We start from the raw sequence: 19,034 nt of genomic DNA on the forward strand, positions 1-19,034 counted from the left end.
GCTGCCGGTTAGGGTATGTCAGAGGCAGCCGAATTGGAGAGGCAGAGAGGTTTACATTTAGGATCTGAACCGGGAGAACTGCTCTGCCATAGTAAACGGGCCCGGGATTAGAAGACTTAACGGGAATCATCGGGCAGTGTCATAAAAATGGGCTGAGGATCGGCGAGAATCCATTGCACCGCCAGCTCGCTTAATCTGGCAGGTTGCTCATAGCCAGTGATGTTACGGAAACGGTTGGCGAGTGCGGCTGCCGTTGCCTTGATCGAAGAGATTCCGTCATGTCTCTCGAGCTCCGCTACAGGCTCGACATCAAATTGCCGGTACAGCTCCAGGTGAGCATTTGCAGTTTCATCCAGCTTTACCGTTATTGATTGGTTCTGTTGAATTCAAAATCCTTGCCAATTCGACGTGGAATTAAGATATCCGGTCTACTGCTTTATTTGCTGATGACAGCAATGGCTGCCTCCACCGTAAGCAGTTCTTCGCTTTGCTGCAACATATCCTTGAGCCGGATCTTGCCTTCGGCCGCTTCACTCTCCCCGATTAGAATGATGTAGCGGATACCCTTTGTATTCGCTGCGGCCAGCGTTTTCTTCAGCTTGCGTTTACCGGTATCCACGGCAGTGCGGATGCCGGCAGCGCGAAATGCGGCGGCTGTTGTCAAGGCCTGCGGCAAGCACTCTCCAACGGGTATGACCAGCACCCTTGAAGCCTCTTCACGGACAGGCCGTTCGCCAAGCAGAGCCATAATCGACTCCATACCGAAGGATATGCCCACCGTAGGGTATTCGATATCTTCGCGCCCCACCAGCTTTCCGATGATCGAGTCATATCTGCCTCCGCCGCCCAGGCTGGAAGTGTAAGCACCGGAAGCATCGAAGATCTCATATACCGTCCCCGTGTAGAATGACAGGCCCCGTGACAGAAAAGGATCGAATACACAGGTCTCCGCGAGTCCAACCGCCGCGATCAGCCGCTGCAGAGCCAGCACCTCCAGAGCACCCGGTTGCCCGCTTAATTCATATTTCTCCACCAGCCCTTCAAAAGATGGAGCATCCATGTTCAGCAGCTCCGCGAGCGCACTTACAGCAGCCGGAGCTATTCCTTTCCCTTCAAGCTCCGCGAGCACACCGCGGCTGCCGATTTTGGCCAGCTTATCGAGCGACAGCATCACTGAGAGATGCTCCTCCACAGGCATGCCGGCCGCCGTCAGAATTTCCCCGAGAAACCGCCGGTTGTTCCATTTCACGATGACGGGAATCTCCAGTCTGCGGAAGGCTTCCGCCGCAAGCTGCATCAGCTCGGCTTCTCCCTGCGGGCCGGCAATGCCCACCACATCGGCGTCGCATTGCAGGAATTCGCGCAGGCGGCCTTTTTTGACCGGACCATCACGGAATACCTTGCCGATCTCATAGCGCTTGTAAGGAAATTCAATGCCCGGATTCAGGGCGATCACTTTGGCAAAAGGAATCGTCAGGTCGTAGCGCAGTCCCAACTGGCGGCCGCCTTGATCGGTGAGCTGATACATTTCCCGGAGAATCTCATCGCCTCCTGCATATTTGGAGGTTAGCAGCTCCAGCTCATTCAGCAGGGTGGTCTCCATGGATTCAAAATCATAGAGTTCAAACAGTTCGCTCAGCGTAGAGCGGACCTTCTGGCGGATGGCCTGCTCCCGGCCGAAATAATCATAGGTTCCTTTAACGTTTTGCATAATGATTAACCCCTTTTCATGTTCAGCTCTGTGCAAACAAAAAACGCGCCGGACCTCCTGGTCCTGCGCGCCAATATGCGGCAGGGAGGCCAAACGCAAAATGCGTCAGCCCTCCCTGGAAAATGTTCAGGAGTGCTAACGCTGCTTGTGGTGATGATGCCGATTCAGTATGATAGTTATGCTGTTCATGAGCATCAGATCCTCTCAAGGCTGGATTACAGCACATTATAGCGGATCGGGAGAAGTCGTGCAAGGCCCGGCCCGCTGATTCTATCATTTGCAAAGTAAAGGGAGGATTTTACTATGAACTATACACAGATCATTACCGCAGCCGAAAATTTCGCCAAAGAGCAATTGGGCCAGGACACCACCGGCCATGACTGGTTCCATACGGACCGTGTGCGCAATACGGCTGGGCTGATCGCAGAGATGGAACAGGCGGATGTGTTTATCTGCACCTTAGCGGCGCTGCTGCATGATGTGGCCGATGAGAAGCTGAACCCGTCCAAAGAAGCTGGACTGCGAAAAGTACATAACTGGTTGGCGGAGCATCTCAGTGATGAGGGGCAGATCAGGCACATCATGCTGATTATTGAAACGATGTCCTTCAGCGGCGGCGGGGGCGAGCCCATGTCCACACTTGAAGGGCAGGTTGTGCAGGATGCTGACCGGCTGGACGCGCTGGGGGCGATCGGGATTACGCGTGTGATGGTTTTTTCGGGGGCCAAGGGACGTCCGGTCTATGATCCCGAAATTGCGCCGCGTGACGAATCCCTCCAGAAGGAGTACCGCGACTATTCCAAGGGAACGGCGGTCAACCATTTTTACGAGAAGCTCCTGAAGTTAAGGGACTTGATGAATACACCCTACGGGCGCAAGCTGGCGGAGGAGCGGCACGCGTTTATGGAGAGCTTTTTGGAGCAATTTTATAAGGAATGGAATCAAGGGAGCCGGAAGCTGTTATAATATTAGAATGCACAAGATGGAAGGAACGCGGGAAATCCCGCTTGAACCGGAACAATCGGCATAGAAGAGGTAGACAACTACATGAGTGTATTTAGAGATTACAGCTTAAATGTAGAGATTATCCGCGCGCTGGATGTGCTGAATTATCTTGAGCCTACAGAGGTGCAGAGCAAGGTCATTCCAGCGGCCCTGAAGGGCCAGGATCTGATCGTCAAGTCACAGACCGGCAGCGGCAAAACCGCATCGTTCGGCATCCCCCTCTGTGAACTGGTAGACTGGGCGGAGAACAAGCCGCAGGCTTTGGTACTGACACCGACCCGGGAGCTGGCTGCACAGGTTAAGGAGGACATCACGAACATCGGGCGCTTCAAGCGGATTAAGGCGGTCGCTTTGTTCGGCAAGCAGCCGTTTGCCCCGCAAAAACAAGAGCTTACACAAAAAACGCATGTCGTCGTAGGTACACCGGGACGTGTGTTCGACCATATCGAGCGCGGCACGCTGACGCTGAACCGGATCAAATATCTGGTGATCGATGAAGCGGATGAGATGCTGAGCATGGGATTTATCGAGCAGATTGAACAGATTATCCAGAAGCTTCCCCGGGAGCGCGTGACGATGCTGTTCTCCGCGACGCTGCCGGATGCCGTGAAGAATCTGTGCCTGAAGTATATGAACGGGCCGGCGGATATTGAGATCGAAGCCAGCGGCATTACGACAGCGGCGATTGAGCATGCCCTGATTGAAGTCAGACAAGCTGCGAAGTTTGGGGTGCTGCTTGACCTGCTGACGGTGGAGAATCCGGACAGCTGCATTATTTTTTGCCGGACGCAGGAGCAGGTGAACGAGCTGTTCCGTGGTATGGCGGATCTGGAGTATCCGGTGGACAAGATTCATGGCGGGATGATGCAGGACGAGCGCTTTGAGGTCATGAACGCATTCAAGAGAGGCCAGTTCCGCTATCTAATCGCCACCGACGTTGCTGCGCGCGGGATTGACATTGAGAACATCACCCATGTGATCAACTACGATACTCCGATGGAAAAAGAGAGCTACGTGCACCGTACCGGACGCACCGCACGCGCCGGCAAAAGCGGTAAAGCGATCACCCTCGCCACGCCGAATGAACACAAGTGGGTACAGGAGATTGAGAGCTATATCGGATTCAGCCTCCCGGTGATGAAAGCTCCTTCGGAGGCTGCCGTGGCCTACGCCAAGCCTGCTTTTGAAGCGAAGCTGGGCAAGCAGCAGGTCCGCAAGAAGGGCAAGACTGAGGTCATGAACGAGGACATCATGAAGCTCTATTTCAACGGGGGCAAGAAAAAGAAGCTGAGAGCCGTCGATTTCGTCGGCACCATTGCGAAGCTGGAAGGAATCACCGCTGACGACATCGGGATCATCACGATCCAGGACAATGTTACTTATGTAGATATCCTGAACGGCAAAGGGGCGCAGGTGCTGCAGGCGATGAAGGACACCACCGTGAAGGGCAAGCTGCTTAAGGTGCATGTCGCGAAGAAGTAGGGTGGCGTAGTGGCAGGGATGAAGCAGAAGTGGGCAAGGAGATAGAGCAATATTTGGCAAGTGAAACCACCGTGAAGGGCAAGCTGCTTAAGGTGCATGTCGCGAAGAAGTAGGTGCGTAGCGGCAGGGATGAAGCAAAGTGGGCAAGGAGATAAACATATTTGGCAAGTGGAAACAAAGCCGCTGCATCGCCTTTTGGGCCCTGCAGCGGCTTTGTTTCCAATGTATAAGTTTCCAACTATAAATTATCCTGCTCTTTCTTGCTGAAATGGTCCTGAAAGCGACACTCTGTATCGCTGCCTCGGAGCGTAGGTTGCTTTAAAAAAGATGGCAAAGCCGGTTCTGCTTATTCTACAGCATCCTATTACGTCTCCACCCGCAAGGAGCTAAGTGGAAAAAGTAAACTTAATCCCACCTCAATAAGCAATCGTGGAGATTTAGGTGGAAAAAGTAAACTTAATTTGGCTAAATTACCCTGTTGAAGGGAAAATGAGCCGAATTAGTGATACTTATTCCACTTAAGCTGCCTAATAACAGGGGGATGAGCAAATTAGTGGTAATTTTTCCACTTCGGGCGAGCGGGCAGATTAACGGTGCTGCTATTGAGCGCTCCCATAGGCCCTAATCTCGATCAGCTCCGCATGGCGGCTTCCGTTCGTGGATTCAATTATAACCCGAAGGCTCCGCGCCTGCACAGGCTCCGGCAGCAGGTGAACGGCCTTCCGCTTGCGGTTGCCGGTTCCGGCTGCAATTTCTGTCCACACTCCGCCGGCGCCGAGGGCTTCCACCCGGTAATTGCGGACCAGTTCGGGAATGATGGCAAAAGCTGTGCGGTGATGGTGCAGATTCACCAGGTCCTCATTGACATCATCGTTGAAGGTTAGATGAATCTCACCAAACGTCTGCTCAGAATCCCAATCCAGCTGCAGCCACTCCGCCCTGCCGTCCTTCATCGGCTCCGACATCCACTGCTGCGGTCCGCCGTACGGGCGGTGATAGCCGTTCACCGCTTTGTCCGCCGCGAACGCCGCCGTTGGCGAACCCAGCCGGAAGCAGAAAGGCCGCCGCGCCTGGCCCTTCATCTTCCAGAGGACGACAAGCTGATCCGTGGAGTGGTCCTCCAGATCCTTGGAGACCTGCGGCTGCTCATCTTTGAAGAAGGCCAGCACGCCGCTATGCGGCTCCAGCGAATGATAAAGGCTGACCGCAGGGTTCGCCTTGATGATCACAAAAGCGTTCTGCGGGTTCTCCGGCTGCCACTGCAGATCAAAGGCCACCCACTGCCGCTGCCCCGCTTCGGCAGGTGCGGCTGCCCGTGCCTGCAAAGTATGCGGCACGTAATTCTCCCCGCGGCCGGTGTCCCACAGCTCCACCGTCACTTCCGCTGCCTGCTCCGCATCCAGCAGCAGGTCAAAGCCGCTGATTCCCGGATCCGCCGGGAACAGCACGGCCACATCATGCAGCAGCCTGCAGGCTTCGCCCGGCTGCGCCAGCTCAAGTGCGGTCTGCACGCTGGAGGCGCTGACCCGCGCCCGTCGCGCAAGATCCGCTTCATCGCTGCTGCGCAGGCCGATGACCGAGGCATCCTGCCGCAGCAGCGTCTGCCGCAGCTCTGCAAGGTGCCGCTCGTGCAGCTCGCGCGGCGTGATGCCCAGGCGGCTGCTCAGCGCCGCCCCGGTGCCGGCGGCTTCGCCGATGACGGCGCAGGTCGCCATTACGCGCGTCGTGCCGAAGGCGACGTGGGAGGCGCTGATATCGCGCCCGGCCATCAGCATATTCCGCACATTCGCGGAATACAGGGAGCGGAAGGGGATGTGATACACCCCGTCTGCATGCATATGCTTCGAGCCGCTGGCTTCGGCGTACATCCCCTGCGGGGGATGGAGATCGATCGACCAGCCGCCAAAAGCCACGGCGTCCGTGAACTCGCGCTGGGCAATAATATCATTCTGGTTCAGCACGTAGTCGCCGATGAACCGCCGGTATTCGCGCTTGCCGGGCAGCGAGCCGACCCATTCCAGCGTCATGTTTTCGGCGCCGAATTTGCCGGAGTTTTTGATATAATCCCAAATGCCGTAAATGACGGACCACAGCTCGTCGCGGATCATCTCATTATCATGCACCGTGTCATGCTCGCCGCCCCATTCAATCCACCAGTAGTGGCAGCCGGAGTCGCCGCTTCGGATCACCCGGCGGAGCGGAATCGACGTTTCCGAAATATCCTTGGCAAAAGAAGGCGGGACAAAGTTCACCGGTACCCCCGCATCTTTGGTATAAAACAGAATAGTGCTGCCTAGTGTGATACCGTCAGCCACCTCCGGAGCCCACTCTTCGTTGTATTCACTGCGGGCTTCCCGCCCCAGAGAGAATTTCGCCCCGGCGAGGAAGCCGATCAGACCATCACCTGTACAGTCCAGATATACATTGCTCTTGAATGTGATCCGCCGCTCTGAGCCCATCATCCAGCCCACGACGGCAGTGATCCTCCGGTCATCCTCCCGGCCTTCGGCCTGTACCTCATGAACATCTGTATTCAAATACAGGGTAATATTCGCTTCGGCTTTTACAGCCTCCAGAACCACCAGATCCCAAAGATAAGGATTGCCCTCGGGGTTCCGGTACTGGTTCTCCACAAACAGCTCGCCCATAATGCCTGTTTCCCGGGCATATCGGTTCGTTCCATGCGCGGTTGCCCCGCAGACCCAGACGCGCACCTCGCTGCTGGAGTTGCCCCCGAGGACGGGACGGTTCTGCACCAGCGCCACCTTTTGCCCCAATCTGGCTGCAGCAATGGCTGCACACACCCCGGCCAGTCCGCCGCCGATTACCGTAATGTCATTGTTAACTAGCTCCTGCTTCATAACTATTCACTCCCGTGACTTCATTTGGATGAACCCTGAGTTATATTTGTATATCTATAATTTCATCATAAGCTCCGCAATTTACTTTTTAAATGCACTATATTATCATTGAACATACACTTTATTTCGTAGGGAGTGAAAGATTCGTGCAGCTTTTGAACCATATTTACTGGCGGCAGAAAGGGGCATTCGACCTGGCGGAAGATCTCTACGATACTTGGGTGGCTTTTGCGGTGGAAGAAGGTATATTCCGTTATGAAATTGGGGTCCAATCTGGAGAAGCAGGTTTTGCCGATGTGGTGCTGTGTCCGCCGGGAGTTCCCTTCCGCCGGGCGGCCATCACTCCGCTCACCTTTCACTATTTGCAGTTCAGCGCCAGCAGAGAGGAGGCGGCTGAGCTTCTTCCGCCTGCCGGCAGATCGTTAATCAACGATACCAAACGGCTCGCTTCAACCTATGCTTATTTGCGTCAGGCGAGCGAGGAGAATGACCTGCCATCCGAACTCTGGAAGAATCATCTTCTTATGGATCTGTGGCAGCTATTCCAGTTGGAGCGCAGACAGAGCCGGCTGAAGGAGCGGAAATTCACCGAGGATGTACTGATGGCGGAAGCAGCAGTGCTGCTGGAAGAACAGGCCGGGGAGACTGTCAGCCTTCAGGAGCTGGCCCATCGGCTGGCATTAAGTCCGGTACAGCTTACCAGAAGGTTCCGCGAGGCTTTTCAGGAGACGCCTTCCGATTATCTGAAAGCGGTCCGGCTCAAAAAAGCGCGCAGCCTGCTGGCCGCAAGCACGCTCACCCTCGCACAGATCGCCGAGCGCTGCGGGTATGAGAACGGCTTTTACCTGAGCAGAGTCTTCTCCAAAGCCATGGGCGTCAGCCCTTCAGAATACCGCAGACGGAGCCGGGTGTAAGGAAAACACGCGGGTCACAGAGGCCGGGGATCACAGATCTCCGGTTTATTTTTGCATCCCTATTTGCGTTCTCTGGAATATTATATTACGATGTACTTAATAACGCGAAGTACTTGGGGAGGGACGAGATTGGAGTTTGAAAAAGAGCTGCTCAAGGGTTACATCGATATTATTTTGATCAGCATTGTAAAAGAGAAGCCGATGTACGGTTATGAGATTGCCAAGAAAGTCCGCGACATCAGCGGCGGAGCTTTTGACCTCAAAGAGGCTACCTTGTATATGGCGCTGAAGCGGCTGGAGAAACAGGGAGCCGTGGAAGCTTTTTGGGGCGGGGAACACGAAGCGAGCGGCGGCGGCAGAAGAAAATATTATCGTCTGCTTGCTGCGGGGGAGGACCGGCTGCGCGGGAGCAGACAAGGCTGGACGATCTTCCGGAATTTTATGGATTCATTATTGGGGAGGGAATAGATCATGACGGATTACAAGCTTAAGGGTAAATCTGCCGGGCGTATTGCAGCATATGTAGAGAATCTGTGCCGGCAGATGAAGGAGCCAAGCGACCAGGTGAATGATTTCCGCGAGGAAATGACGGCCAATCTTACCTCATCTGTACTTGAACAGATGCATCAGGGCTTGCCGGAGGAGGAGGCCGTAACCGAAGCGCTTGCCCGGTTTGGAGAGTTGGGTGAGGTGAAGAAAGAACTGGTGCGCATCTACAAAATTAAAAGAACTTTTGCAGGCATTGTCCTTAAAGGCGCCTTCTCTCTGCTTTTACTAAGCGCCGTTGTTCTCGGGCTGATCATCGGAGTATGGAATGAATGGGCGGTGTCCAAGTATCCTAAAGAGGCCTATGCTATAGTACAGGGGGAAGCCAATGTCCGTGGAACTGAGTCATTGCCTGAGCCTCTGCAGCGGAAATTGCAGAACTGGGTGGACCGCACCTGGGGGGTCAAAGGGGTGAGCGTTGAGCCGACTTATGGGGCCATGGATCATAGAGTGAACCTGTTCATGTATGCCGGGAACCCGCTTGCGGAAGGGATGCTGAGATTTGTGAATTTATCAGAGGATGCTCCCGCACCCAAGCAAGAGGGATTTTTGGTCAAAACCAATGCGTTCAGCGAATTTGGCTATAATCCCGCAGATCCTGATCTTGACCAGACGCAGTATCCGTTTGTTGTTCATGTGGCAATGACTTATTTTAACTACACTTTCTTTTACAGCCTGGGTTTGTTCCTGCTTGGGGGATATATTCTGCTCTTTGCCGTATGGGCAAGTATGAACGCGTATTATGAGCGCCGCGGCAATGTGGCTTGGGTGCTGCTTTTCCTGTTAACGAATGTGCTTGGCTACGGGTTGTATGTGCTCTCGCGGAGATGGGATCATCCGGGGCTTCAGGTGAATTGAGACAAGGATCCGCAAAAAAAACCTTTCACAGTCGGCCTTAAACGGCTGATCAGCGAAAGGTTTTTTTCATTTAATCCACTCCTCCTGCTGTACACAACGCAGCAAGCTGTCTACGCATGATACTGCGCCTGATACAGGCGGCTGTAGGTGCCTCCGGCGTTCACCAGCTCCTCGTGACGGCCCTCTTCGGAGATGCCGTCTTCATTGACGACGATGATCCGGTCGGCATTTTTGATCGTGGTAAGACGGTGGGCGATGACAAGTGTCGTCCGTCCTACGGACAGATCCGCCAGCGATTGCTGGATCGCCGCTTCCGTCTCGGTGTCCAGTGCCGAGGTTGCTTCATCCAGAATCAGAATCGGCGGATTCTTCAGGAACATCCGGGCGATGGCCAGCCGCTGCTTTTGCCCGCCGGAGAGCTTCACGCCGCGTTCCCCGATCACGGTATCCATTCCGGCCGGGAGGCCGTTAATCAGCTCCTCCAGATGGGCGCGTCTGGCCGCCTCCCAGATTTCCGGAAGTCCGGCATCCAGCTTGCCGTAGGCAATGTTCTCGCGGATGGTGCCGGAGAAGAGGAAGACATCCTGCTGCACAATCCCGATTTGCTTGCGCAGCGCGTTCAGCTTCATGTCGCGGATATCGGTTCCGTCAATGGAGACCGAGCCGCCGGTGACATCGTAGAAGCGGGGCAGCAGGCTGCAGATGGTCGTTTTTCCGGCCCCTGAAGGACCTACAAAAGCAATGGTTTCCCCGGCATTTACCCTCAGGCTGATGCCATCCAGCACCGGCCGGCCCGGATCATAGCCAAAGCTGACCTGGTCAAAAACGATATCTCCGCGCAGCGGACCGGCATCCACAGCGCCGGGTTTGTCAGCGATATCAGGCTCCGTATCAATGACCTCAAGGTAGCGTCTGAAACCGGCGATGCCTTTCGGATAGCTCTCGATCACGGCGTTGATTTTGTCAATCGGGCGGAAAAAGATATTGGACAGCAGAATAAAGGCCACGAATTCACCGATCTCAAGCTCTCCCTGAATGAAGAACCAGGCTCCGCAGATCATCACAACGATTGTAATCAGACGGGTCATCATATAGCTGACCGACGAGCTTTTGGCCATCAGCTTGTACGCCATCAGCTTGGTTGAGCGGAACATCTGGTTGTCGGCGGCAAAAAGCTGCTTCTCATGTTCTTCATTGGCAAAAGATTGAACCACACGGATGCCTCCGACATTATCCTCGATCCGGGCATTGAAGCTGCCCACGTTGCCGAAGAGCTGATGATAGGTGCTGGTCATGTTGCGGCCGAAGTGGATGATGATCCAGGCCATGAGCGGAACCACAATGAAGGTGATCACCGCCAGCTTGAGATTAATATCGGCCATCAGGATAAAGGCTCCCACAAGGGTCATTACCGCGATGAACACATCCTCCGGCCCATGATGCGCCACCTCGCCGATATCGTTCAGGTCATTCGTGATCCGGCCGATCAGATGCCCGGTTTTGTTGTTGTCAAAAAAACGGAAGGATAACTTCTGGATATGATCGAACAGCTTTTTGCGCATATCCGTTTCGATATTGATCCCGAGCATATGGCCCCAGTACGTGACGATATACTGCATCGCGGTATTTAAGGCGTAAATGGCCATCAGCGCCAGGCAGGCGATCAGAATCAGCGGCCAGTCCTGACCAGGCAGCAGATCATCGATGAATTTATTAACAGCCACCGGAAAGGCCAGCTCAAGCAGTCCCGCTCCCACCGCACAGGTGAAGTCGAGAATAAACAATTTTTTATAAGGACGGTAATAGGAAAAAAAGCGGCGCAGCATCTCTTGTTCACTCATTTCTGTATAGTTGTGCTCCCTGGTGAGAGTCATTCTCAATAAGAACCTCATGTTAAGGATACTAAAGAGGCTGGAGGGATTTGTCAACGGCAAAGGTAATTATAATGGACAGTGCCGGCGTTTTTTGCCTAAATACCCAATCCCAATCCACCTTTTCTACATAATTTAAATGTATTCCAGTAAGAAGGAGGAGTAATCATGGGCGAAAATGTTGGAGGATACGGCGGTGCTTTTACGTCTACTGGTGCCATTCTGGTTCTGTTCATCCTGCTCGTAATCATTACTAAATCTCTCTGGGTATAATTGCAATTCCTTTGATATGTTCAACAAGCCAGTCGCCAAAGACTGGCTTTTTTTGTTTTTTAGGATATGATGCTCCCCCTTTCTTGTGAAACTTTGGTTTATTTTCAGGATAGAATACTTCTGGTTTTTGCGTAGCATCGCCTTCTGCTGTATTTCGTGCAACAGATTTTCGGATATAGAGTTTTGTTTGTATTGCCGAACGATTCATACAGGGTTCCTGTGCAAACGTTAACTGAAATCCAAAACGCTGCCTATCCAGTCAAGGACGGCGCAGCCGTTTTGTTCCTGCATGCAGCGGCAGGCGTCTCAAAAACCTGTGCAGGGTTAGCGGTAAAAGAATATAATGTAACAATGTGATTATTACATAAAACCGCACATCCCTCGGACAAGCCTGTGGTTTGGTTCGGAGAATGTGCTGTAACCGGGAGGAACTCATGAGATCCAAACAACAAACTGCTGCTACTCTAGAACTGGATAAGACCCGGCCGGACACCGGAACAACCCGCATCCTGCTGGCGGTAGGCATTATTTTTGTGGCTGCGGCTCTCCGAGCTCCTTTTACATCCGTTGGACCTCTGCTGGGCATGATCCGCGATGATCTGGGGTTGTCGAGCACGCTGGCGGGAGCCATTACGACCTTGCCGCTGCTGGCATTTGCCCTGCTGTCCCCTTTTGCGCCGCAGCTCGCCCGCCGGTTTGGCACCGCTAATGTTCTTATGCTGGCTCTGCTGGCCTTGTCCACAGGTATTCTGATCCGTTCGGGGGCGGGCGTGGTTATGCTGTACGCAGGTACAGCGGTGATCGGGTTATCCATAGCTATCTGCAATGTGCTGCTGCCGGGACTCATCAAGGGGAAATTTCCAGAGCGGATTGGACTTATGACCGGTGTGTATACCGTATCCATGAATATCTGTGCCGCTGCCGCCTCAGGCATCAGTGTTCCGCTGGCGCAGCATGCCGGATTCGGCTGGCGGGGCACATTGGCGCTATGGTTTGCAGTAGCCGCGTTAGCAACAATATTCTGGATTCCTCAGATGCGGAATAGGACTAAGGGAAGTACTGCGGATCACAAACCATCCTCCATCCGGATCTGGCGATCCCCGCTTGCGTGGCAGGTTACCCTGTTCATGGGCCTGCAATCACTGCTGTATTACGTGCTGATCGCCTGGTTTTCCGTGATTTTGAGTGAGCGGGGGATGTCCTCCAGCCATGCAGGCTGGATTCTGTCCCTCATGCAGCTGGCCCAGCTGCCGTTTACCTTTTTCGTGCCGCTCTGGGCGGGCCGGATGAAAAACCAGCGCAGCCTGGTGATCATCACATCTATTCTGTTTATGATTGGTATTCTCGGTGTCTGGCTGGGCAGTACCGCCTGGATGGCTGTTTGGGCGATTGGCATCGGAATCGCCGGGGGGTTTGCCTTTGGTCTTGCGATGATGTTTTTCAGTCTGAGGACCCGCAGCACACAGGAAGCCAGCGAGCTGTCAGGCATGGCTCAATCTGTCGGGTATCTGCTGGCGGCAATGGGGCCCGCAGTGTTTGGGCTGCTGCATGATGTCACCCATAGCTGGAACGTGCCGCTGGCCTTACTGGCTGTAGCGAGCGTCTTATTGTTCGTGGCAGGGCTTGGTGCGGGCAGCAGCCGGTTTGTAGGCGACTCCAAGTAAGGCCGATGAAGCAGTCTCCGCCTGAATGCGTGAATCAGGAATTTTTCTTGGCGGCCACACGGATTCGCCTGTAGTCCATAACCCATTGGTCCCCTTGGAATAATTGCGGCTTCAGCTCCTGCTCAAGAGAAGCGAGAACTGCAGTGCGCTGATCAGGAGATAATACGCTCAGAATTCCATCTGCAAAGGTATTCAGCCATTGGCGGAAGCCCTGTTCTCCGCCTTGTAGCGGAGTAGGGCGGTCGAAGCAAAGGGCCAGCTCGACGGTGAAGCCGTTCTGCTCCAGCAAGGCAGCGTATTCTCCGATGCCGGGGAAATACCAGGGCAGCTCCAGCTTGCCGCTGCACCCGATAGCATCGAAGGCGCGCGGCAGCCCGGCTGTAACAGAGGCGATGTTGCCCTGCCCGCCGAATTCGGCGATAAGGCGGCCTCCGGGACGCAGGCTGGCGGCCATGCTGGATACAGCTCCCTCTGCATCCCGCAGCCAATGGAGTGCGGCATTGCTGAATATGGCGTCCGCGGCAGGCTCCGAACGGTAGGCCTGGCCATCGGCGAGCACGAATTCCAGCTGCGGATGTTTGCTGCGGGCGGCGGCAATCATATCCGGCGATGCATCGATTCCGGTGACAGAGGCCCCATAGCCGGCAATGGCCGCAGCCAAATCTCCGGTGCCGCAGCCCCAATCGATAACCCTCTCGCCGGGCTGAGGCTGCAGCAATTCAATCAGCGGCGCTCCAAAGCGGGAAACAAAAGCCATATCCTTATCATAGGTTCCGGTATTCCAATGCTGGTTCATTAGATTGCTCCTTTCGGGTGAATCGGGAATTACTACTGTTGTATCATGGCGGGCACTTATAAGTGAAATATATAATACATATAAATGTAATTGCCTCAGCCTATAACCTGCGGATTGCCGGGGCAACAGCTATGCCCACCTCTAGAATCAATTGAACTTAAATAATGTAGGAACAAAGCAATCCTCCTTAGCAGGAAAAAGGATCACTAATCGAACTCATTTGGTTTGTAGAAGTTCTTATGTGGGGAAAAGTACCACTAATTCGGCTGAAAGCGGCCGTGTGGGATGAAAAATGCATGGATTAGTTGTACGAAATCCCACTAAAACTTTATATAGCCAGGATTTCAGCTCATTAGTTTTACTTTTTCCACTTGCTGATTTCTTTGGGCCTGAAAGAAGTTTATTCTTGCTGTCTAAGCTGCAATTAAAATCCCTTGCATTTTATTCAAAAAGAGAGTATAGTCTTACGTATAGCGATCAAAATGCTGAGTTACATAATATGCGGTCATGGCGGAATTGGCAGACGCGCTGGCTTCAGGTGCCAGTGGTAGCAATATCGTGGAGGTTCGAGTCCTCTTGACCGCATCACACAAAAAACCGTTCCTTTGGTGAAATGGAGTACTATCCATTAACTAAGGGAACGGTTTTTTTCTTTTAGGAAATTATACAGCGCAGAAGGATGTGGACTACTTGGAAGCTTCAGAAGAATCATGCGATGCGGCAGCAGCCAAGTCCTTCTGTTGGATGAAGCGGCCAGAGAAGATACTATTTGGGGTTATATACACCTTTTCCGGCTGATTCGGACCCAGGTTCCGTTATTTTGTTCATTTGAACCCAAAAGGAGGGGAATGAAGCCTATTAACGGAAGCTGTGTCCGATTGGCCTATCCTGCACGATGTACAACAAAGTATGCTCAATCACGCCAGGTTGGCGCTAATTTTGCACGTTTTACAACACCCGGTCATAACTTCACGTTGGTGTTCACCCACAAGGGTATATTTGTACTACATTCCGTCTCTGAATGTTCAAGAAAAGTGAACAGAGAGCATATTCCAATAGTACAAAAAGAAAGTATAGCCCAAGCTCATGACTACCAGCAGGTAACGTCCGTATCGGACCCTCCGCTTCTCATCCGTATTCTGCTGCTGATGCCTTACAGTCTGAATGCCCAGGTGGATTGCCGCAGCGGCAGCAAGAAAAGGCAGAGACGAGAATCCCAAGGCGTACCATGCCGGATAGCCGAAGATAACCTGCGAGTTGCCATACAGGAGTTGGCCGATCAGGTAAATGGAAAATATGACAGCAATGAATGCGGCATGTCCAAGCCTTTGCTGCTTCTTGCGCCGGATTAATCTCAGCAGGCTTCGAATCACTGCTATGAGAATCATGACGGGCCACGCCAATCCAATACCGGCATAGATGGCCAGAAGAGTGGAGGGCTGCTGTAAGAACGCGGGTTTCTCCTCTATAGTTACCCCCTGGATAAAGGTTAGCTTCCAGACGCCAGCTTGCTGGTGGAATGAGATAAGCTCCCCGCTCTCTTTGTCCCGGAACAATCCTTCCCGAACAGGAATATACGTTTTAGACTCCTCCGATCCCGTTCCCTCCGGAAAAACCCCTGTGATCCGCAGCGTTTCCCCTGCATTTTGCACTTCAAAGTTTTTGCCCCCCAGCCATCTGAACCATTTGCCCCAGCCATGCTGCGGCCCCAGACCCATGGTATAGGTACGCGCATATTGCTCCAAGTCAGGAGTGGAAGGAGCAGCTACTGCCGGGTCCTGAATCTGTGGTGCAGGCAGCAGGCGCACAATAGCATCTGTCACTTGATCGCGCAGCGGCTTTCCGGGTGATTCGGCATTGCTCACTACTAATATGCCAAGCTTATGCTCAGGAATAAGCTGCATCTTGGCAGCGAAGCCGTCGATGTCTCCTGTGTGGGACAGCGTGAGAATCCCGTTGCCCGTACGATTCCGGAATAAGCCATAGCCTACACCTTCCACACCCGGATGCTCTGTAAACTGCCGGGCCTGCATTTCTTCTACGGTAGCTTGTTTAAGGATATGCTGTCCCTGATAGCTGCCTTCATTCAACAAAGCGATCATGTAGTGGGCCAATTCATCAGGGATCACACTGAGGGCTCCTGCCCCGGGCAGATTCGGGTAAGAATAGGGGATTTCCTGGAAGCTCCCCTTCTCATATTGATAGGATTTGGCCATGTCCGGGTCGCTGTCCTGATGAATCAGGCTGGCACTCGGCATTTGCAGGGGCCCGAACAGATTGCGCTGCATGTAAGCCTCCAGCGTACTTCCCGTTACTTGCTCGATGAGGAAGCCGGCAAGCCCCGCTCCGGGATTGCTGTAAGCATATTCTGTCCCTGGCTCACGGACAGGGGGCTGCGTGGCCAGATACTGCTGCAGGAATGTCTCCGCAGGCACAGCCTTGTCGGCGGATGGCGCCGCCAGGTGGTAGACACCTTCATCCAACCCGGCCGTATGCGTCAGCAGGTGATGCAGGGTAATGGGAAGGCTGTGGTATAGGGGGACCTTGAAGTTTGTCAGATAAGTGTTAATATCCTGGTCCATCGCTACCTTACCTTGCTCCTTCAATTGCATGACCGCTGCTGCAGTCATGGACTTGGTGAGCGATCCGACCCGCATTACGGTATGTCCGGGATCGACAGGAAGTTGTTTCCCAACATCGGCATAACCGTATCCCTTGCTGAATACAATGCGTTCGCCCTCTGTTACCACAACAGCCGTGCCCGGAATATGATCTGCCTCCATGATTTTATTAAGGAGAGGAGTCAGGGTTTCCTCAAGCTGTTCTTGCGTAAGGGCGTCATCCGTGCCGGCTGCTTGAGCTGCAGAGACGGTTCCGAAAGTGCCCATCCATAAAATAACAGAAACGATTAAAACAGATTTCAACTTCATCATCAGAACCTCCAAAACTAGAGCTGTCTAAATCTTCTGTGATTAGCATAAGGGAGAATTCTTTCACAGCTATGTCGCCAATCTTACAATAACCTTAAATCACTTAAAAAAAGCCCGGAATATGATAGACTAATGAACATGAAAGCGGGAATGAATGAGGAGGCTTGGATGTGCAGCGAACGGTACTGCTCGTCGACGACAACCGGGAAATTATAGAGCTTTTGAAGCTTTTTCTGGAGAAGGAAGGACTGCGTATCTTGGAGGCTTATAATGGTGCTCAGGCATGGACATGCATCCAGCACGAATCCATTGATCTGGCCGTGCTTGATATTATGATGCCTGAGCTTAACGGTGTTCAATTGCTGCAGCTGCTCCGCGCGGAGTACAAGCTGCCGGTAATTCTGCTGTCTGCCAAAAATCAGGACAGTGACAAGATTCTGGGCCTGCGTCTTGGCGCCGACGATTTCATCTCCAAACCGTTTAATCCGCTGGAGGTTGTAGCCCGGATACATGCCATGCTAAGGCGTACCTATGATTTCAATGAACCGGCAGGACCCGTTCAGGATACCCTGGAGCCTACCAGTATCGGTGAGCTGATGCTTGACCACACGGACTGCGTGTTGTATAAGGCCGGGCGGGAGATTTCATTAACCGCAATCGAATATAAGCTGCTGGCCACGCTGATGAATGCGCCTGGGCGCATTTTTACCAAGAAACAATTGTTCGAGCAGGTCTGGTCGGAGCATTATTATGAGGATGCCAATACCATTATGGTGCATATCTCCAGATTGCGGGACAAGGTGGAGGAAATCCCGAAGCAGCCTGTGTATATCAGGACGATCCGGGGGCTGGGTTATAAGTTTGCCAAAAAGGATGATTTCCGCTGAAAAAAACGAAGCTTTTCTCCAAGTTGATCCGGTCCTATGTTTACTTTGCCCTCACGTTGGGGCTGGTTGCTGCAGTTTTTCTGATGATTACTCTAGATATCGATACTCAAACCATAGAACTTACACTGCCCACCATGCTGCTGATGCTGGGGCTGTTTGGCATGAGTATTTATATATTCAGCCAGTTGATGGTCAAACGCATTACCAGACCTCTGGAACATATTGCGGAGGCAATAGAGAGAATGGGCAAAGGAGAGTATAAAGAGCGTCTCTCTATTACAGCGGATTACGAATTCTCGGTGATTCAGCACCGTTTTAATGAGATGGCAGAGTCGCTGGAGCAGGCTGAGCAGGAGAACCGCAGACTGCAGGATAGCAAACAGCGGATGCTGGCTGATCTGTCCCATGATCTGAAAACACCGGTTACGACAATCCAAGGCTATGCCAAGGCACTGCAGCTGGGGTTGGTGGATAGTGAGGAGAAGAGGGAACGGTACCTGCAGCTTATCTATAACAAAGCAACCGTGGTCACTGCGCTGATTGATGATCTGTTCAGACTGTCCAAGCTGGAGCGTCCGGACTATCCTATATCGGTTGAGCGGGGAGACCTGGCTGAATTGCTGAGAGAAATTGCCGCCGATTATTACGATTCCATGGAGGAGAAGGGAATGGTCATGGAATTGGACATCCCTTCGGGTGAGGTTATGGCGGATTATGACCCTGGCCTTATGCGCAGAGCCATAGCCAACCTGCTGTCCAACGCCGTCCGGCATAATACCGGGGGCACGGAGGTCCTGATTGCTCTGGAGGAATTGCCTGAGGAAGTGAGGATCAGGGTACAGGATAACGGGGGCGGAATATCCGATGAATTGAAGGATGTGATTTTTGATCCTTTTGTGCGCGGAGATGCCGCCCGGCCGGGAGATGGGGGCACCGGGCTGGGGCTGGCGATCTCTAAGCAAATCCTGGAGCTGCACAGAGGAGAGCTGAGACTTGATAACCGGAACGGACTAACTGTATTTGAGCTTGTGGTCAGCAAGCAACCCGGGGCCGGAGAATCCGAAGCCGGACACGAATAACTCGAAAACGGCCTTGTGGAAACAAGGCTTTTTTGGGGGGAGTATGACTGAATAGTCTGCTCCCTTTTTCCAATTTCCCCAGAAATTCCATCCGTAATTAACCCCGCCCCTTCACATCAGAAGCAACTTTTCCGAAAAAAAGGTATACTATGATTAG

The 19,034-nt window shown here is 53.1% G+C and carries 15 protein-coding genes and 1 tRNA gene; 10 read left to right on the top strand and 6 right to left on the bottom strand.

The annotated features are described in order from the left end of the window. Nucleotides 1–436: 436 nt before the first annotated feature. The gene (locus PGRAT_RS11000; protein WP_042268000.1) at nt 437–1,711 is read right to left on the bottom strand and encodes a histidine--tRNA ligase; all 1,275 of its coding nucleotides are present in this window, start codon (nt 1,709–1,711) and stop codon (nt 437–439) included. Between the two features lie 303 nt (nt 1,712–2,014). On the opposite strand from PGRAT_RS11000, the gene PGRAT_RS11005 reads away from it, so the two are divergent. Both PGRAT_RS11005 and PGRAT_RS11010 read left to right on the top strand, forming a co-directional pair. Beyond that, entirely contained in the window at nt 2,015–2,677 is a 663-nt protein-coding gene (locus PGRAT_RS11005; RefSeq protein ID WP_025705587.1) for an HD domain-containing protein, read from the top strand. An 81-nt stretch (nt 2,678–2,758) separates the two neighbouring features. Beyond that, the gene (locus PGRAT_RS11010) at nt 2,759–4,198 is read left to right on the top strand and encodes a DEAD/DEAH box helicase (protein WP_025705586.1); all 1,440 of its coding nucleotides are present in this window, start codon (nt 2,759–2,761) and stop codon (nt 4,196–4,198) included. Nucleotides 4,199–4,797: 599 nt separating this feature from the next. Here PGRAT_RS11010 and PGRAT_RS11015 read toward each other — a convergent pair. Beyond that, on the bottom strand, nt 4,798–7,059 hold the full coding sequence (locus PGRAT_RS11015) for an FAD-dependent oxidoreductase (protein ID WP_042266553.1): 2,262 nt from the start codon (nt 7,057–7,059) through the stop codon (nt 4,798–4,800). Nucleotides 7,060–7,205: 146 nt separating this feature from the next. Here PGRAT_RS11015 and PGRAT_RS11020 point away from each other — a divergent pair, with 146 nt between their 5' ends. From PGRAT_RS11020 to PGRAT_RS11030, 3 genes are all read left to right on the top strand, one after another. Further along, nucleotides 7,206–7,973, top strand: coding sequence for an AraC family transcriptional regulator (locus PGRAT_RS11020; RefSeq protein ID WP_025703916.1), 768 nt, complete (start codon nt 7,206–7,208; stop codon nt 7,971–7,973). Nucleotides 7,974–8,102: 129 nt separating this feature from the next. Beyond that, entirely contained in the window at nt 8,103–8,441 is a 339-nt protein-coding gene (locus PGRAT_RS11025; protein ID WP_025703917.1) for a PadR family transcriptional regulator, read from the top strand. Nucleotides 8,442–8,444: 3 nt separating this feature from the next. After that, nucleotides 8,445–9,377 (top strand): permease prefix domain 1-containing protein, encoded by a 933-nt coding sequence (locus PGRAT_RS11030; protein ID WP_025703918.1) that lies wholly within the window; start codon nt 8,445–8,447, stop codon nt 9,375–9,377. Between the two features lie 110 nt (nt 9,378–9,487). Here PGRAT_RS11030 and PGRAT_RS11035 read toward each other — a convergent pair whose 3' ends face one another. After that, a complete protein-coding gene (locus tag PGRAT_RS11035; RefSeq protein WP_025703919.1) occupies nt 9,488–11,203 on the bottom strand; it encodes an ABC transporter ATP-binding protein in 1,716 nt (571 codons plus the stop codon). 213 nt (nt 11,204–11,416) lie between these two features. Between PGRAT_RS11035 and PGRAT_RS34020 the strand changes: the two genes are divergently transcribed. Then, complete coding sequence (locus PGRAT_RS34020; RefSeq protein ID WP_020426712.1) at nt 11,417–11,521, top strand: hypothetical protein; 105 nt, start codon at nt 11,417–11,419, stop codon at nt 11,519–11,521. On the opposite strand, the gene PGRAT_RS33180 is transcribed toward PGRAT_RS34020, so the two are convergent. After that, nucleotides 11,502–11,729, bottom strand: a complete 228-nt coding sequence (locus PGRAT_RS33180) for a hypothetical protein (protein ID WP_155990310.1) — start codon at nt 11,727–11,729, stop codon at nt 11,502–11,504. The genes PGRAT_RS34020 and PGRAT_RS33180 overlap by 20 nt on opposite strands. A 226-nt stretch (nt 11,730–11,955) precedes the next feature. Between PGRAT_RS33180 and PGRAT_RS11040 the strand changes: the two genes are divergently transcribed. Continuing rightward, nucleotides 11,956–13,185, top strand: coding sequence for a CynX/NimT family MFS transporter (locus PGRAT_RS11040; protein WP_025703920.1), 1,230 nt, complete (start codon nt 11,956–11,958; stop codon nt 13,183–13,185). Between the two features lie 34 nt (nt 13,186–13,219). On the opposite strand, the gene PGRAT_RS11045 is transcribed toward PGRAT_RS11040, so the two are convergent. Further along, entirely contained in the window at nt 13,220–13,981 is a 762-nt protein-coding gene (locus tag PGRAT_RS11045) for a methyltransferase domain-containing protein (protein ID WP_025703921.1), read from the bottom strand. Between the two features lie 501 nt (nt 13,982–14,482). Between PGRAT_RS11045 and PGRAT_RS11050 the strand changes: the two genes are divergently transcribed. Further along, nucleotides 14,483–14,566 (top strand) — tRNA-Leu (locus PGRAT_RS11050). Nucleotides 14,567–15,006: 440 nt separating this feature from the next. Here PGRAT_RS11050 and PGRAT_RS11055 read toward each other — a convergent pair. Continuing rightward, complete coding sequence (locus tag PGRAT_RS11055; RefSeq protein ID WP_081758600.1) at nt 15,007–16,914, bottom strand: serine hydrolase; 1,908 nt, start codon at nt 16,912–16,914, stop codon at nt 15,007–15,009. A 167-nt stretch (nt 16,915–17,081) separates the two neighbouring features. On the opposite strand from PGRAT_RS11055, the gene PGRAT_RS11060 reads away from it, so the two are divergent. Both PGRAT_RS11060 and PGRAT_RS11065 read left to right on the top strand, forming a co-directional pair. Next, entirely contained in the window at nt 17,082–17,798 is a 717-nt protein-coding gene (locus PGRAT_RS11060; protein WP_025703923.1) for a response regulator transcription factor, read from the top strand. Nucleotides 17,799–17,881: 83 nt separating this feature from the next. Beyond that, on the top strand, nt 17,882–18,877 hold the full coding sequence (locus PGRAT_RS11065) for a HAMP domain-containing sensor histidine kinase (RefSeq protein WP_081758602.1): 996 nt from the start codon (nt 17,882–17,884) through the stop codon (nt 18,875–18,877). Nucleotides 18,878–19,034 lie beyond the last annotated feature (157 nt).

This window comes from Paenibacillus graminis, assembly GCF_000758705.1.
In the GTDB taxonomy this organism is placed as follows: domain Bacteria; phylum Bacillota; class Bacilli; order Paenibacillales; family Paenibacillaceae; genus Paenibacillus_AQ; species Paenibacillus_AQ graminis.